Genomic DNA, 14,107 nt, shown 5'->3' with positions numbered 1-14,107 from the left:
AAACAGCAGATGCACCTGCCCCCGCCCGACCTCGCCCGCAGCCCCCGCACCGGCTACACCCGCGCCCACTGGGAGGCCGCCGCCGACGCGCTGCTCGCCGCAGTGGAGCCGTACGCCACCGAGGATCGCGCTCTCTACCACTTTCCCGGCGACCGGGAGAGCTGGTCGGGCCACCTGTCCGACGGCCTGGAGGGGTACGCTCGCACGTTGCTGCTGGCGGCCTTCCGCCGTGACGAGACGGCGCTGGAGCGTTACGCAACCGGTCTCGCGGCGGGTGTCAGCGGCGTCTGGCCCCGCATCGAGGACCGCGGTCAGCCTCTCGTCGAGGCCGCGTCGATCGCCCTCGCGCTGCGACTGACCCGCCCGCTGCTCTGGGACCGCCTCGACGACGGTGTCCGACAGCGCGCCGCGGCCTGGCTCGCAGACGCGCTGACCGCCGAGGCCTGGCCCTGCAACTGGGAGTTGTTCCCGGTGACGGTAGGCGGCTTCCTGGAGTCCGTCGGTCATGAGCCGGAGGCCTCCCGCAAGGCGATCGACCGCGGGTTGGAACGCATCGAGCAGTGGTATGTCGCCGACGGCTGGTACAGCGACGGCGCCGGCCGTGCCTTCGACTACTACAACGGCTGGGCGATGCACCTCTACCCGGTCCTGCACGCCTGGCTGGCCGACGACCCCGAGCTGCTCACCCTGTACGGCGGCCGGCTCAGGGCCCATCTCGACGACTACGCACGCCTGTTCGGTGGTGACGGTGCCCCCTTGCACCAGGGCCGTTCCCTCACCTATCGCTTCGCCACCACCGCCCCCCTGTGGCTGGGCGCCCTGACCGGCCACACCCCGCTCCCCTCCGGCGAGACCCGGCGCCTGGCCTCGGGTGCGCTGAAGTACTTCCTGGAGCGCGGCGCGGTCGACGAACAGGGTCTGCTGACCCTCGGCTGGCACGGCCCCGACGAGTCGGTTCTCCAGGGCTACTCGGGACCGGCCTCCCCCTATTGGGCGAGCAAGGGCTTCCTCGGGTTGTTGCTTCCACCGGAACACGAGGTGTGGACGGCGACGGAGGAGCCGGGGTCGGTGGAACGGGAGAATGCGGTTACCCCCATTGCTGCTCCCAACTGGCTTCTGCAGTCGACGAGTTCGGACGGTCTGGTCCGGCTGCACAACCACGGCAGTGAGGACGTGCGCTACGACCCCTACTACACACGGTTCGCGTACTCCACGGTCACACGGCCGCTGGACGCGCCACCGGACAACGTCGTCATGGTCGGCGGTGATCCGCGTCGCGAGGGCATCGTCCCGCTCGGCGTGGGAGGGGACTGGGCGGCCTCCCGGTATGTGCTGAGCTCCGGGGCCGAAGTCACCAGCCTGGTGGTGGCCGAGGGCGCGGTGGAGGTGCGGGCCCACCTGGTGGCCGGCGCGGAGCCGGGAACGGAAGTGCACGTCACGGGTTGGGCACCGGTGGAAGGCGGGCACGAGCGGGCCGAGCTGGTGCCCGTGCACGGGCTGGCGGGCACGTCCCCCCTGTCCGGTGTGCTGGGCGAAGGCCCGGCGACTCTCTTCGTCGCGCTGGCCCGCCTCACGGCCGAGCCCCACCCCCTGCCCCTGCGGGAACTGGTGTCCGTGGAGGTGCAGAGGGTGCAGGCCGACGGCGTTCACGGCGCGTACGACCTCAGCGTCCGCCGGCCGACGGGTTCGGAACGCCATTTCCGCTTCACGGCTTCAGACGCGCAATCCGCAGCGTCGTCGTGGTCGGTGAAGCCCCGGTGAGCGGCTTTGCGTAGGACGGTGTCACGGGGGCGTACGCCCAGGTCAGCGTCCCGTCCTTGAGGACCGCGAGGTCGCCGGCGATGCGGGTGCTCACCACCTTGTCCGGGCTCTGGAACTTGCCGTTCCAGTCGACGAGACGCAGGTGGGTGCCCGCGAAGGTGCCGGTGCAGGTACCGTCGGCGCACTTGGCGCCCTTCAGGGACTCCCAGGAGACGAGGAGACGGTCCTTGCCGTAGGGGGCGACATGGACGTTGACGTTCTCCGTGCCGACGGCGCTGGTGAGGTAGACGGCCTTGCCCGGACCGGTGCTGCGGTTCTTCATGAAGGCCAGCGCGACCTGATGGGTGCTCGTCCTCGGTTTCACGGTCCAGCCGCGGCCGCTGGCGTCGTCCGGGTTCTTCTTGGCCGAGGCGGCGCCGCGGGATGCGAAGGCGGTTACGTAACGGCCGGTGGACGACTTCACCAGGTCGCCGGTACGGCCGGGGAAGGTACCGCCGCAGTATCCGGCCCAGCACTGCTCGCGCTGCACCACGGGGGCGGTGTCCGGAGCGCCGATGCCGGTCGAGACGAACAGCCCCGAGCGCCAGTCGTCGAAGCACAGGGAGGTGAAGGCGCCGGTCGTCTCGGCGTGCAGGGCGATGCCCTCGTTGTGGCTGCACCCCCAGCTCCAGCCCCCGGTGAGCTTCGCCCCCTTGGCACTCAGGTACGCCATCCTGTCCCCGTAGTGCCCGTCGGCGAAGCCGCCGGCTCCGTGCACGACGAAGTAGGCGCCGTACTTCGTTCCGTTCCAGGTCAGTTGCCCGTCGAGCAGCGGTGCGGTGTCGTGGGAAGCGGTTCCGGTGAGTTTCGTGAGGAAGGTCCGCTTGCCACTCGTGTAGCGGACGATCGCGGCCGCCGTCTCCTTCCACTTGTTCGTGTCGGCGACTCGAGTGAGCAGTGCGAAACCGTCGTTGTGCGCGACCAGGCCGCCGACCTCCTTGGCGCCCTTGACGACCGTGTCGGCGCCCGAGCGTTTCCCGGCGGTGGTGAGCGGGGTGACGTGGACGCCGTCCGCCGCCGGCCAGGCGACGCGGAGCGTGCCGTTCGGCGCCACCGCGGTCGTCGTCCGCGTCCACTCCCGGGTGTTGTTGTAACCGGCCGACAGGTAGGGGAACTTGGCGGCGAGCGTGACGGCGGTGGTGGTGGGGGAGAGGTTCGGGGAGGTCGTCGCGGCCCCGGCGGTGCCCCACCACGCGCCGGCGAGCACCCCGGCAGCCGCGAGGGCGCCGATCGCGGGCTTGCGGACCGCGCGCATACGGCGGTGGCGCGTCGTGCGTCGTGCAGTTGTCATGGCCGGTGGTCGCCGCTGGGCAGGAAAAGGTTGCCGTGCCGGGTGGGCACGGATGGAACCCATGCGGCGAACGTGGCGGACGTGGCCAGGGTGAGACCGGAAGTGAGCCGGCCCGGTGTATGCGGCTCTGTCGGCGCGCCTCGATGGGCGCGTGCTGGTGGAGGCGGAATCTCCGTTGCCCCGCGGGAACGGAGTACAGAAGAATCCGCGTATGACTTCTGCACTCCGTCACGTGACGATCGACAGCTCCGATGCCTACGCCCTGGGCAGTTTCTGGTCCGAGGTGTTCGGCCAGCCGCTCCACGAGGACGACAAGCCGGGCGACGAGGAGGCGTTGATCGAGGGCGCGGGCATGCTCTTCGTCACCGTCCCGGAGGCCAAGAGCCGGAAGAACCGTATTCACTTCGACCTCCAGCCGCAGGACCGCACGCGCGAGGAGGAGGTCGAGCGTCTGCTCGCGCTCGGCGCCACACTGGTCGACGACCGCCGTAGGCCCGACGGCACCGGATGGGCGGTCCTCGCGGACCCGGAGGGCAACGAGTTCTGCGTGGAGCGCAGCGCGGCAGAGCGGGCCGCAGGCTGAGGCGGCGGCCACAGGGCACGAACACGGACGGCCGGTAGCCGATAGAGCGACAGAGAAAGGTTGCCCTGTGGGCGGCCGCCGGGCGTGAGCCTTCGTCACTGGTTGATCAAGGACACCGCACCGGGCGCTTGCACTCGTTGTCATCGATCCCGGGGACGCGTACTCGTACTGCTCCCCGGGACAGCCTGGCGGGGCGGTGGCTGAGGTGGCTTCGGCTGGTCAGCCTGCTGTCGGGCCCTGTGGAGCCTCCGCCCGGACGAACCCGTGGCTCCGCTCCACCTTCGCCACATGCAGCGTGTACCTCTGGTACCACTCGACTTGCCCGCGCTTTTGCGCCGCACGGTGCTCGGCGTTGCACCGCCACTCCGTGAGGGCGTCGGCGTCGCGGAAGTATCCGACGGTGATGGACAGCCCGCCAGGAGTCTGCGCGTGGTCCATCCCCAGGAACCCGGGGACGTCCTTCACCAGGTCTTCCATGCGTGCGTTGGTCTCGCTGTAGCCGCTCTGCTCCTGGGTTCGCACCGTAGTGAAGACAGCCACGTAGTAGGGGGGTTCGTAGGCGCCGACAGGCGCGACAGGCGCTTCCGAGTGATTGCTCATGGCGCCACCGTAAGGCGGGATGTGCCCAACGATCCAGCGTCCTTCCCGAACGGGACACACGAGGGATCGGGCTCCCGACCGAAGCCGGCTGGGCTCGGGTGACCGTTGCCTGATACGGCATCAGCTGCCCAGCAGGAGGCGGCGAAGAGGAAAGCCCGCCGGAAACAGTTCCTTGGGAAAGTTCGCAGGAAACAGTCAGACGCAAGCAGATCAGCGGGAACACTTCGGCGGCGGCCGAAAGGACGCGCCCCTAGCGTGGACCGTATGCGTGCACTCAGGGAGACCTCGAACCCCTTCGCCGACCTTCACCACGCCGGTACCCCGCTGCTCCTGCCCAACGCCTGGGACCATGCCACCGCGATGGCCATGGCGCGAAAGGGTTTCCGGGCGATCGGCACGACGAGCCTCGCGGTGGCGGCTGCGGTGGGGCTGCCGGACGGTGCGTCGGCTACTCGCGACGAGACCCTACGGCTTGCGCTGATTCTGGGTTCGCAACCGTTTCTCCTCTCGGTCGACGCGGAAAGCGGCTTCAGCGAAGATCCCGACGAGGTGGGTGAGTTCGCCCGTCAGCTGGAGGCGGTGGGCGCGGTCGGCATCAACCTGGAGGATGCCCTGGGGTCGGTCGACCGGCACGCAGCGAAGATCACCGCGGTCAAGGCTGCCGCGCCGGGCCTTTTCGTCAACGCCCGTACGGACACGTACTGGCTCGGCGAACGGGGCGAACGTGGGGAATGCGGGGAACGCGGGGAACGCGGCAGAGCCGAAACGCTGTCCCGCCTCGACGCCTATCAACAGGCGGGCGCGGATGGGATCTTCGTACCGGGGCTGACCGATGCGGGCGAGATCGCCGCGCTCGTCGCACGACTGGACGTCCCCCTGAACATCCTGTACTCGCCGACCGGCCCCACGGTCCCCCAACTCGGCGATCTGGGGGTGAGCCGTATCAGCCTCGGCTCGTTCCTGTACCGGCGAGCGATGGGTGCGGCGCTCGACGCCCTCGACGAGATCCGGGAGGGGCACAGGCCGGGTGGCCGTACGCCGACGTACGAGGACGTACAGAGAATGGGCGCTGACGTAGCACGCCATGCCTGAGGGCGTCAGCTACCGGCGTCGCCGGTGTCGGTCTCTCGCGGCCAGTGGACCAGGGCCATGTGCAGGGCGTCGATGGCCTTGTCCCAAGAACGCTGCACGTCCCGGGGTGCGCCGAAGCCGCCGGCTGCCTCCAGCGTGCAGTACCCGTGAAAGGTGCTGCGCAGCAGGCGGACGGCGTCGGTGAGGTCAGGTTCGTCGAGGTCGTAGGCGCGGAGCATCCCGTAGGTGATCTCTGCGGTTCGGCGGGGAGCGGGGGACTGGGCGGCCAGTTCCCGGTCGATCTCCTGGTCGATCCGGATCTGGGTGGCGGCGTACCGGCCCGGGTGCCGGAGGGCGTACTCCCGATACGCCCCCGCGAAGGCGACCAGCGCCTCCTTGCCTGCGAGTCCCACGACGGCCACGGCGATCCGGTCGATCATCTCGCCGCCGACCAGCAGCGCGAGCCGGGTCCGTAGTTCCCGGAGGTTCCTGACGTGCGAGTACAAGCTCGCGTCCTTGACCCCGAACCGTCGGGCCAGCGCCGAAATGCTGACGTTGTCGAAACCGACCTCGTCGGCCAGTTCCGCGGCGGCTTCGACGAGGCGGTCGGTGGTGAGGCCGACTCGTGGCATGGGGACCGCCTTGTGTGTTCTCGGACCTGGAAGTATCAGGCAGGATCCTAAGGGTCTCGCAGGTGGGACAGTGGACGGCGGGTGGAGACGGCGGGTGGAGACGCCAACTGGGGGCCCGGGTCCAGGGCCCGGGAACCGCTCCGTAACCGCTTTCCCGCCCCGACCCAGCTCATGTTGCCGGGTCCGGGGCCAAGCGGGCCCGGACCGGGCTGCCAGGGCCTGCAACGGCGGACCGATACCGCCGGCCCCGCTCAGCACCTGCTCTGCCCACCCGAGAAATGACGGGCACCGAACGGCATCCGCTGGGAACATGATCGGCACACGGACCCCGGATCCCGGCGCCCAGCCCCGGAACCCTGCCCCAGCCGTCAGCCGTCAGCCGTCAGCCGTCAGCCCTCAGCCCCAGAACCCAGCCCCGGAACCAGACTCGGCGCCCAGTTCCGAGTCGCCGGGCCTCGAGCCCCGCGAGGACGCATCGCATGCCTGTGCCCGCCGACCCCACCGTCCTGCACCCCATGCCCGAGCAGCAGCGTGTCGTGCTGCTCAGGGCGCTGGTGAAGTCCCCGCTGATCGAGGTCGGGGAGTACACGTACTACGACGATCCCGACGATGCCACCGCGTTCGAGACGTGCAACGTGCTCTACCACTACGGTCCGGAGAAGCTGGTCATCGGCAGGTTCTGCGCGCTGGGAACCGGAGTGCGGTTCCTCATGAACGGCGCCAACCACCGCATGGACGGCCCCTCCACCTTCCCCTTCCCCACCATGGGCGGTTCCTGGGCCGAGCACTTCGACCTGCTCACCGGTCTGCCGAACCGCGGGGACACCGTGGTCGGCAACGACGTGTGGTTCGGTTACGGCACGACGGTGATGCCCGGCGTCCGGATCGGACACGGTGCGATCATCGGCGCCGGGTCCGTGGTCACGGCCGACGTGCCCGACTACGGGATCGTCGGCGGCAACCCGGCCCGTCTCATCCGCAGCCGCTACAGCGAAGCGGACGTCGCCCGGCTGCTGGCGGTCGCCTGGTGGGACTGGCCCGCCGAGCACATCACCGACCATGTGCGGACGATCATGTCCGGCAGCGTCGACGACCTCGTGGCCGCCGCGCCGAGCTCCACAGCCCCGCACGCCCCTGCCTCGGAAACCGTTTCCCCGGAGGCATCCCCACGAGGGCCCGCCTAGCCTGCCGGGCGCCTGGGCTCACGTTCTGGCGCAGGGTCCCGGCGGAGACACACGGGCCGACGCCGACGCCGACGCCGACGCCGACGCGGATGCCGACGCGGAAACGGAAACGGTTACGGACACGGATCAGCTGATCGGCGCGTAGAGCACGCCCAGCTTGTCCACCTCGTCGCCCCCGCGGCCCGTGAACCCGACGATCTGCCAGCCGGACGGGGCAGTGAAGGTGGTGCCGTCGGTCGTTGCCGTGCCGGAGGACAGTGTGCGGTTCTTGTCGGTCGTGAAAGCTGCCGAGAAGATCCTGGTGCGGCCATCCTTCTGGCCCTGTGTCAGCTTCACCGAGGTGAGGTGTTCGCCCGTCGCCAGCGTCAGCGATGTCGCCGTGCCGCCCGTGCCGCCGTGGGTGAGGGTCGTACCGCCGTCGTGGGTCAGGGCCACCGCGTCGAGGCGGGCTCCGCCCCGCAGGGTCAGCGTGCGCGGGGCCGGGGTGGCCGGCAGGTCGTCAGCGTCGTTGAACGCGGTACCGTGCGGGCCGCCGAGGAAGTCGCTGGCACGCAACGTCGAGTTGAGGGTGTAGGAGAAGTCGACCGTGTGCGGGAAGTGGTCCGACAGGTTGCCACCGGCGGAGTCCAGGAACGACGCCCACTCGTTGTTGTAACGGGTTGCGTTCAGGCTCAGGAGCTTGCTGCCTCGGTAGAAGACCTTGTCCACGACCTCGCAGTCGTTGGTCGGTGCGGTCGTCGGGCAGAGCAACGCGTCCGTGCCCTGGGTGGGCCGGGTGCCGCCCTTCACCCGCTGTACCCAGGCGTCCGTCAGGCCGTTCTCGTCGGCGAGGGTGCGGATGTTGTCGCCGGCGCGGGTGTAGCGCGTGTTGGTGTCGCCCATCACGAGCACCGCGTTGCCGGACGAGTTCGCCTGGATGAAGTCCGACAGCTGCTCGATGTTGGCGCGGCGGGCGGCCAGCGCGTCGTCCGAGTCGTCCGCGTTGGTGTGCACGTTGTAGAGGTCCACGAAGACGCCCTCGGCCAACCGGACCCGGGCCAGCGTGAAACCCTTGGGCGTAAGGCAGTTGGTCCCCGTGCAGTTGTTCCAGCGTACTCGCTCGAAGTCTTCGAAGGCGTAGTCCGAGAGCGTGTTGAGGCCGTCGCCTATGGCCGCGCCGCCACTGGTCGCGGTGCGGTACGGATGGTTGTCGCCCGCGTAGAGCGCCGCGTGGTAGTTGAAGTCCTCTTGGACGTTGACGATGTCGTACGCGGACAACCGCGGTGAGATCAAGGGGGTGTTGGTTGCCGGATGGCCGGAGCTGAGGCCCTCGGGCAGGCCCGCGACGTTGTACGTCAGGACGTTGAAGGTGCCGGACGCGGCGGCGGTGGCCGCCTGGGCGGGGGCTGCGGCGGTCGCGGTGAGGCCGGTCAGGGCCAGAACGCCGGCCGCCAGGGTGCCGATGAGTCGTCTCATGTGAGGGTGTCTCCGGTGGGGGAAGAGCAGCGAAGGAGCTGAACAAAGCTCAGATTGAGGCCGTCCGGAGTGACGCACAAGGGCTGTTGAGGAAACAGTGAGTGCGGAGGAGAAAACGCTTACCCCCGCTTGTTCTGCTTGCTCTGCTTGTTCTGCATGTTCTCTTTGCGCTGCTTGCGGCGCTCCCTCCGCGACCGGTACGACTCCTCCAGCTTCCCGACCGGCGCCTGTACGTGTCCCGGCTCCCGCTCGTCGTTTCCGCCCGCGCATCTCCACACCGCCTGCCCGTCTTCCTGACCCGGGTGCATCCCGAGCCGGTGCTCGGAGCAGACGGGCCACACCTGCCACAGGCACTCCAGCACCGTGTCCTGCGCGGCCTCGGCGACAGCCGCGAGCGCGGTGCCGGGCCCGGCACCCGCGTCCGGGGGCAGGTCGTTGCCGTGCCATCGGCCGTCGGGCAGGGCGACGTACACGTGCTCGTCGTCGGCCGACTCCTCCGGCCAGGCGGGCAGCGCCACCAGGTGCAGGGGGCCGCGGTCCGGCAGAAGGGCGCTCAGGTCGTGGTTGACGAGGGTCAGCGCCTCGTCCCACACCGGGTACTCGCCGGGCGCGACCGTGCGGGGGCGGGGTGTGTCGAAGGAGTCGTACATGAGCCCATCGTGTATCAGGCACCGTCTCGACGGAACGTCAATAATGCGGACGTTGCTCCTCGGGGTGCGGGCAACGGGTTGCGGATCTCCGACTCGGTGATCGACACCTTCGGGCCGAGGTCGCTCCGACCGGGCGGGGCCCAGCCCCCACCCGGCGCCGTGCCGGTCACCCGTTCACCCCCGTGTAGTGCCCCAGACTCCACCGCCACAGCAGCCGCGAGCCGAGGTACGCCAGCAGGCCCAGTAGGGGGGAGGCCGCCGCCAGCCAGTAGGGGACTGCGGTGCCGTGGCCGGTGAGCACGGCGGCCGGGAAGTACGCGACGAACGCGAGAGGCAGGCCGTACGTCAGGAGGCCGCCCACCGCCTTGGGAAGCACGTTGAGCGGGTAGCTGCCGAACGTGCCGAGGAGTTCCTCCAGCCAGCGGCCCCAGTAGTCGGCGGTGGGGAAACGCAGGGCGGCGGAGGCGACCGCCGTGAACAGGGCGGCCTCCAGCAGCATGCCACCGAGCACGGCCGTCACCAGGTAGGAGATCCGGCCCGCCGTCCAGTCGAGGTGACTGCGGCCGAGTGCCGCCACCGTCAGCCCCACGGCGACGGTCAGATCACCGATGGCATTGGTGGGAAACACGCGCAGCTGGACCTGGAGATGCACCGGCAGGGGCCGCACCAGGCAGACGTCGATCTGGCCTTCCTGGATGTAGTAACCGATTCCGTGCATGCGGCCCAGGAAGAGGACGAACAGACCGTGGGCGAGCATCCGGGTCGCCGGGATGAGCAGCACGTCCGAGCTGTCCCAGCCGCCCATCCCGCTGAAGCGGGTCAGCAGCACGGTCGCGAACACGATGACGGAGACCTGCCAGACGGCGCCGATCGCGACCATCATCAGGAACTCGGAACGGTATTCCAGCTGGGCACGGAAGTTGAGACGTGTGATGCGCCATGCGAGACGTACGGCTTTCAAGGGCATCAGCCTCCTTGGGAGATGACCCGACGGGCGGCGAGTCGCCACACCAGCCGGGTGAACAGGGCCAGCACCGTCACCCAGGCGACCTGCACCAGCAGCGCGGGGACGGCGTCCGACAGCGGGATGCGACCGACGTAGAGCGACAGCGGAACGCTCAGGGTGGCCTGGAACGGCAGGAAACCGCTCAGCGTGACGAACCAGTCGGGGAAGAACCACAGTGGCGCGTACACCCCGGACAGCAGGTTCTGCGCGAAGATCAGGATGAGCATCGCCGCGTTGTTGCGCAGGGTGAAGAAGCACAGCTGGTCGATGGCCAGCATGACGTAGTACAGGATCCACTGGCCGAGCAGGAGGCTCAGTGCGAACACCGCCGCCACGGCGGCCGACCCGGGCGGCTCCACCACTCCGGCAGCGAGACAGACCGCGTAGCCGGTCAACGCCCACGCCAGACCGTACAGTTGCTCGCCCAGTGCCCGCAGGGCGTAGTAGCGCTGGGGTGACAACGGGCGCAGGTACCAGTAGACGATGGTGCCGAAGTGCATGTGCTGGATCACGGAGTCCCGGGCCGCGAACTGGTCCAACTCCCGCAGCCGGGACGCCAGTACGGCCAGCACGGCGTAGGTGACCGCCTGGTCGCTGGTCATTCCCGCGGTGGTTCCCGTATGGGCGTACAGCCCGTGCCACAGCGAGGCCACCAGCACCACCTGGACGGCCAGTCGCAGCAGGACGGCCGTCATCCGCGGTGGGGTGTGCAACTCGCCGAGCGGGGTCACCCGGGCCGTGCGCCAGGCGTTCAGGACCGCCATCACGCGTCCCCGGCCTGCACGTACGCGGCCCGCATGACGTCCTCCAACTCGGCCTCGTCGAGGGCGATGTCGGTGACCTCGTATCGTTCGATGACCGACTTGAGCGCCTGGTGCACCGTCGGCGCGCCGGGTCCGTCCGGTCCGAACACCACGCGGGAGCCGTCGTGTCGCAGCACCGCGATCCCCGGCAGGGCCACGACCTCGGCGTGCGGATCGGCGAGGGTGGCCCGCACCTGCCAGGTCGAGCCGAACCTGCGACGGATCTCGTCGAGGGTGCCGTCCAGGACCAGCCGTCCGTGGTTGATCAGCACCACGCGTTCGGCGAGCCGCTCGACCTCCGTCATGTCGTGCGTGGTCAACAGGACCGTCCGGCCCCGCTGTTCGACCTGATGGCGCAGGAACTCGCGGACCTGTTCCTTCACCACCACGTCCATCCCGATCGTCGGCTCGTCGAGGAAGACGACGGGTGGGTCGTGCAGCAGTGCCGCCGCGAGGTCGCAGCGCACGCGCTGGCCGAGGGAGAGGTGGCGCACACGGGTGTCCCAGAAGGAGGACAGGTCGAGCAGGGCGTCGAACTCCTTCAGACGGACCGCGTGTTCGGCCTTCGGTACCTCGTAGATGTCCCGCAGGATCGCGAACGACTCGCGCACCGGCAGGTCCCACCACAGCTGTGTGCGCTGCCCGAACACGGCACCGATGTTGCGGGCGTTGCGCTCCCGTTCCCGGTACGGCACCACACCGGCGACGCGTGCCTCGCCGGAGGTCGGGGTGAGGATGCCGGTGAGCATCTTGATGGTGGTGGACTTGCCGGCGCCGTTCGGGCCGAGCAGGGCGAGGAGTTCGCCGGCGGCCACGTCGAAGGTGATGTCGCAGACGGCGTGCTTGGCGACCCGCTCCGGGTTGACCAGGGAGCGCAGTCCGCCGGCCAGGCCGGGTCGGCGGACGGTGGTGTGGAAGGTGCGGGAGAGATCGCGTACTTCGATGCTGCCGATCACTTGTTCAACCTTCAGTGAAGCGCGGCCGGCCGGCTGGGGGAGCCGGCCGGCCGCGGGAGACGTCATCACCGTGTCGGAATGTCGATCAAATGGTCAATCGATTAATCGATCTCCGGGAACACGCAGGAAAACACGACGGGTTCGGCGTTCAGGAACGCTTTCGACGTGGTCGACGGCCGAGCCGCGGAAGGACATCGGTCTCCTGGGTCAGCCCTTGATGCCGGTCTGCGCGATCCCCTGGACCAGCCAGCGCTGGAGGAAGAGGAACACGAACACCAGGGGCAGGATGGAGAAGGCGGTGGCCATGAAGATCAGATGGAAGACGACGGTCTGGTTGGTCATGTAGTTGGAGAGAGCGACCTGGACGGTCCACGAACTCGGGTCCTGGCCGATGACCAGCGGCCACAGGAAGGAGTTCCAGCCGTTGATGAAGGTGATGGTCGCCATCGCCGCGAAGAAGTTCAGCGAGTTGGGCACCACGATGCGCCAGTACGCGCCCCAGTAGCCCAGTCCGTCCACCCGCGCCGCCTCCTCCAGCTCCTTGGGGAACCCCAGGAAGTACTGCCGGAACAGGAAACAGGTGAAACCGCTGAACAGGCCCGGGATGATGAGGCCCCGGTAGGTGTCCACCCAGCCGAGCGACGACACCAGGACGAAGCTCGGGACGAAGGTGACCGCCGTCGGGACCATCAGGGTGCCCAGGACGGCGTAGAAGACCTTGTTGGCGTGCCGGTAGGGGATGCGGGCGAGACCGTAGCCCGCGAGGGAGCACACCAGCAGGACACCGACGGTGTGCAGGGTGGCCACGACCGCGGAGTTCCACAGGGACTGGCCGAACGGCACCGTCTCGTCGGTGAACAGTTCGCCGATGTTGCCCCACTGGATGTCCGTGGGGAAGAACTTCCAGTTCTCTCCGGTGATGTCGGCGTCGGTGGAGAGGGCGTTGCGGATCAGCAGGTAGAACGGGATCAGGAAGAAGAAGCCGGCGATCCCGGTGGCGATGTACAGGCCGGTGGAGCTCATCACTCCGCCGCGACCGCCGCGGCGGGGCCTGTCCGACGACGGCGCGGATTCCCGAACTTCGGGCGTCGTGGTGGTCACTTGGACTCCTCCCCCCTGCCGAAGCCCAGGAACTTGCCCTGGAGCAGGGTCACGGCGCAGATCAGCACGGTCAGAATGACCGCGCCCGCACTGCCGGAACCGTAGTCCTGGCTCTCGCCCAGGGCCTTGTAGTACAGCTCGACGAGGGGCGGACGACCCCACGTGGTCTTCGACAGCAGGTTGTAGAACTCGTCGAAGGCCTGGTACGCGGCGATGAGCAGCAGCAGGATCACCGCGGTGGACGTGGCGCGCAGCTGGGGCAGGGTGATGTACCGGAAGGTCTGCCAGCCCGGCTTGGCGCCGTCGATGGCGGCGGCTTCGTACAGCTCGCCCGGGATGTTCTGGAGCGCGGCCAGGAACAGGATCATGTAGAAGCCGGACTGGAGCCACAGCCGTGCGGTGACGATGACGAACCAGTACCAGGGCGGGCTGGGGTCGGCCAGCCAGGCGATGTTCTCGATCCCGAACCAGCCGAGGACCGTGTTCATCATGCCGAAGCGGACGCCGCTGAAGATGGACATCTTCCAGATCAGCGAGGCGGCCACGTAACTGCACGCGGTCGGCAGGAAGAAGACCGAACGGAAGAACGCCCGCATGAAGCGCAGCCGGTTCACGAGCAGGGCCAGGCCCAGCGACAGCGCCCAGGTGGTGGGCACGATGAACGCGGCGAAGACGGTGAAGGTGCCGAGCGAGCCGACGAAGTCGTCGTTCGTCAGCATGTACGTGTAGTTCTCGAAGCCGACGAACTTGTCGGGCGTGACCGTGAAGCGGGCCTCGAAGAAGCTGAGCCAAAGGCTCCAGAGGATCGGCGCGTAGACGAAGATCGCCAGGCCGACGAGGAACGGCCCGGTGAAGAGCCAGAAGTTGAAGGTGGGGCTGCCCCGCAGAGCCCGCCGCGGCTTGGCCGGTGAGGCCTCGGCCGCGGCGGGGCGCGCGAGGTCGCGCGTCTTGGTCGTCGACATGTCGTGTTCCGTC

General features: G+C 68.9%; 14 protein-coding genes. 4 read left to right on the top strand and 10 right to left on the bottom strand.

The window, feature by feature from the left end; genetic code table 11:
- Nucleotides 1-9: 9 nt before the first annotated feature.
- Nucleotides 10-1,761, top strand: coding sequence for a DUF2264 domain-containing protein (locus OG933_RS11040; RefSeq protein ID WP_405626783.1), 1,752 nt, complete (start codon nucleotides 10-12; stop codon nucleotides 1,759-1,761).
- On the opposite strand, the gene OG933_RS11035 is transcribed toward OG933_RS11040, so the two are convergent.
- Complete coding sequence (locus OG933_RS11035; protein WP_405626782.1) at nucleotides 1,706-3,091, bottom strand: hypothetical protein; 1,386 nt, start codon at nucleotides 3,089-3,091, stop codon at nucleotides 1,706-1,708. The two genes, OG933_RS11040 and OG933_RS11035, sit on opposite strands and share 56 nt — an antisense overlap.
- 211 nt (nucleotides 3,092-3,302) lie before the next feature.
- Here OG933_RS11035 and OG933_RS11030 point away from each other — a divergent pair, with 211 nt between their 5' ends.
- Nucleotides 3,303-3,674 carry a VOC family protein gene (locus tag OG933_RS11030; RefSeq protein ID WP_327185722.1) on the top strand — a complete coding sequence of 124 codons (372 nt, stop codon included), beginning with the start codon at nucleotides 3,303-3,305 and terminating at the stop codon, nucleotides 3,672-3,674.
- A gap of 219 nt (nucleotides 3,675-3,893) precedes the next feature.
- Here the strand turns inward: OG933_RS11030 and OG933_RS11025 are convergent, their stop codons facing one another.
- Entirely contained in the window at nucleotides 3,894-4,274 is a 381-nt protein-coding gene (locus tag OG933_RS11025; RefSeq protein WP_405626780.1) for an antibiotic biosynthesis monooxygenase family protein, read from the bottom strand.
- A 264-nt stretch (nucleotides 4,275-4,538) separates the two neighbouring features.
- Between OG933_RS11025 and OG933_RS11020 the strand changes: the two genes are divergently transcribed.
- Entirely contained in the window at nucleotides 4,539-5,366 is an 828-nt protein-coding gene (locus tag OG933_RS11020) for an isocitrate lyase/phosphoenolpyruvate mutase family protein (RefSeq protein WP_405626778.1), read from the top strand.
- A 5-nt stretch (nucleotides 5,367-5,371) separates the two neighbouring features.
- Here OG933_RS11020 and OG933_RS11015 read toward each other — a convergent pair whose 3' ends face one another.
- Complete coding sequence (locus tag OG933_RS11015) at nucleotides 5,372-5,977, bottom strand: WHG domain-containing protein (protein ID WP_362524987.1); 606 nt, start codon at nucleotides 5,975-5,977, stop codon at nucleotides 5,372-5,374.
- A 479-nt stretch (nucleotides 5,978-6,456) separates the two neighbouring features.
- Between OG933_RS11015 and OG933_RS11010 the strand changes: the two genes are divergently transcribed.
- Complete coding sequence (locus OG933_RS11010) at nucleotides 6,457-7,161, top strand: CatB-related O-acetyltransferase (protein WP_405626775.1); 705 nt, start codon at nucleotides 6,457-6,459, stop codon at nucleotides 7,159-7,161.
- A gap of 126 nt (nucleotides 7,162-7,287) precedes the next feature.
- Here the strand turns inward: OG933_RS11010 and OG933_RS11005 are convergent, their stop codons facing one another.
- The 7 genes from OG933_RS11005 to OG933_RS10975 form a co-directional block, all read right to left on the bottom strand.
- A complete protein-coding gene (locus tag OG933_RS11005) occupies nucleotides 7,288-8,616 on the bottom strand; it encodes a jacalin-like lectin (RefSeq protein WP_405626773.1) in 1,329 nt (442 codons plus the stop codon).
- A gap of 119 nt (nucleotides 8,617-8,735) precedes the next feature.
- Nucleotides 8,736-9,266 carry a hypothetical protein gene (locus OG933_RS11000; RefSeq protein ID WP_405626770.1) on the bottom strand — a complete coding sequence of 177 codons (531 nt, stop codon included), beginning with the start codon at nucleotides 9,264-9,266 and terminating at the stop codon, nucleotides 8,736-8,738.
- A gap of 166 nt (nucleotides 9,267-9,432) precedes the next feature.
- Nucleotides 9,433-10,233, bottom strand: coding sequence for an ABC transporter permease (locus OG933_RS10995; protein WP_405626768.1), 801 nt, complete (start codon nucleotides 10,231-10,233; stop codon nucleotides 9,433-9,435).
- Nucleotides 10,233-11,036: an ABC-2 family transporter protein gene (locus OG933_RS10990; protein ID WP_362524975.1), complete on the bottom strand. Its 804-nt coding sequence runs from the start codon at nucleotides 11,034-11,036 to the stop codon at nucleotides 10,233-10,235. The genes OG933_RS10995 and OG933_RS10990 overlap by 1 nt, the downstream gene beginning before the upstream one ends.
- Nucleotides 11,036-12,031, bottom strand: a complete 996-nt coding sequence (locus tag OG933_RS10985) for an ATP-binding cassette domain-containing protein (RefSeq protein WP_405626766.1) — start codon at nucleotides 12,029-12,031, stop codon at nucleotides 11,036-11,038. The genes OG933_RS10990 and OG933_RS10985 overlap by 1 nt, the downstream gene beginning before the upstream one ends.
- 207 nt (nucleotides 12,032-12,238) lie before the next feature.
- Entirely contained in the window at nucleotides 12,239-13,132 is an 894-nt protein-coding gene (locus tag OG933_RS10980; RefSeq protein ID WP_405626764.1) for a carbohydrate ABC transporter permease, read from the bottom strand.
- On the bottom strand, nucleotides 13,129-14,094 hold the full coding sequence (locus OG933_RS10975; RefSeq protein ID WP_362524970.1) for a sugar ABC transporter permease: 966 nt from the start codon (nucleotides 14,092-14,094) through the stop codon (nucleotides 13,129-13,131). Before OG933_RS10975 ends, OG933_RS10980 begins: the two co-directional genes overlap by 4 nt.
- Between the last annotated feature and the right edge of the window lie 13 nt (nucleotides 14,095-14,107).

The organism is Streptomyces sp. NBC_00016 (assembly GCF_045040885.1).
GTDB lineage: Bacteria > Actinomycetota > Actinomycetes > Streptomycetales > Streptomycetaceae > Streptomyces > Streptomyces coriariae.
The sequence above is the reverse complement of the archived record's forward strand: the minus strand, read 5'-3'. Positions and strand labels throughout refer to the sequence as shown.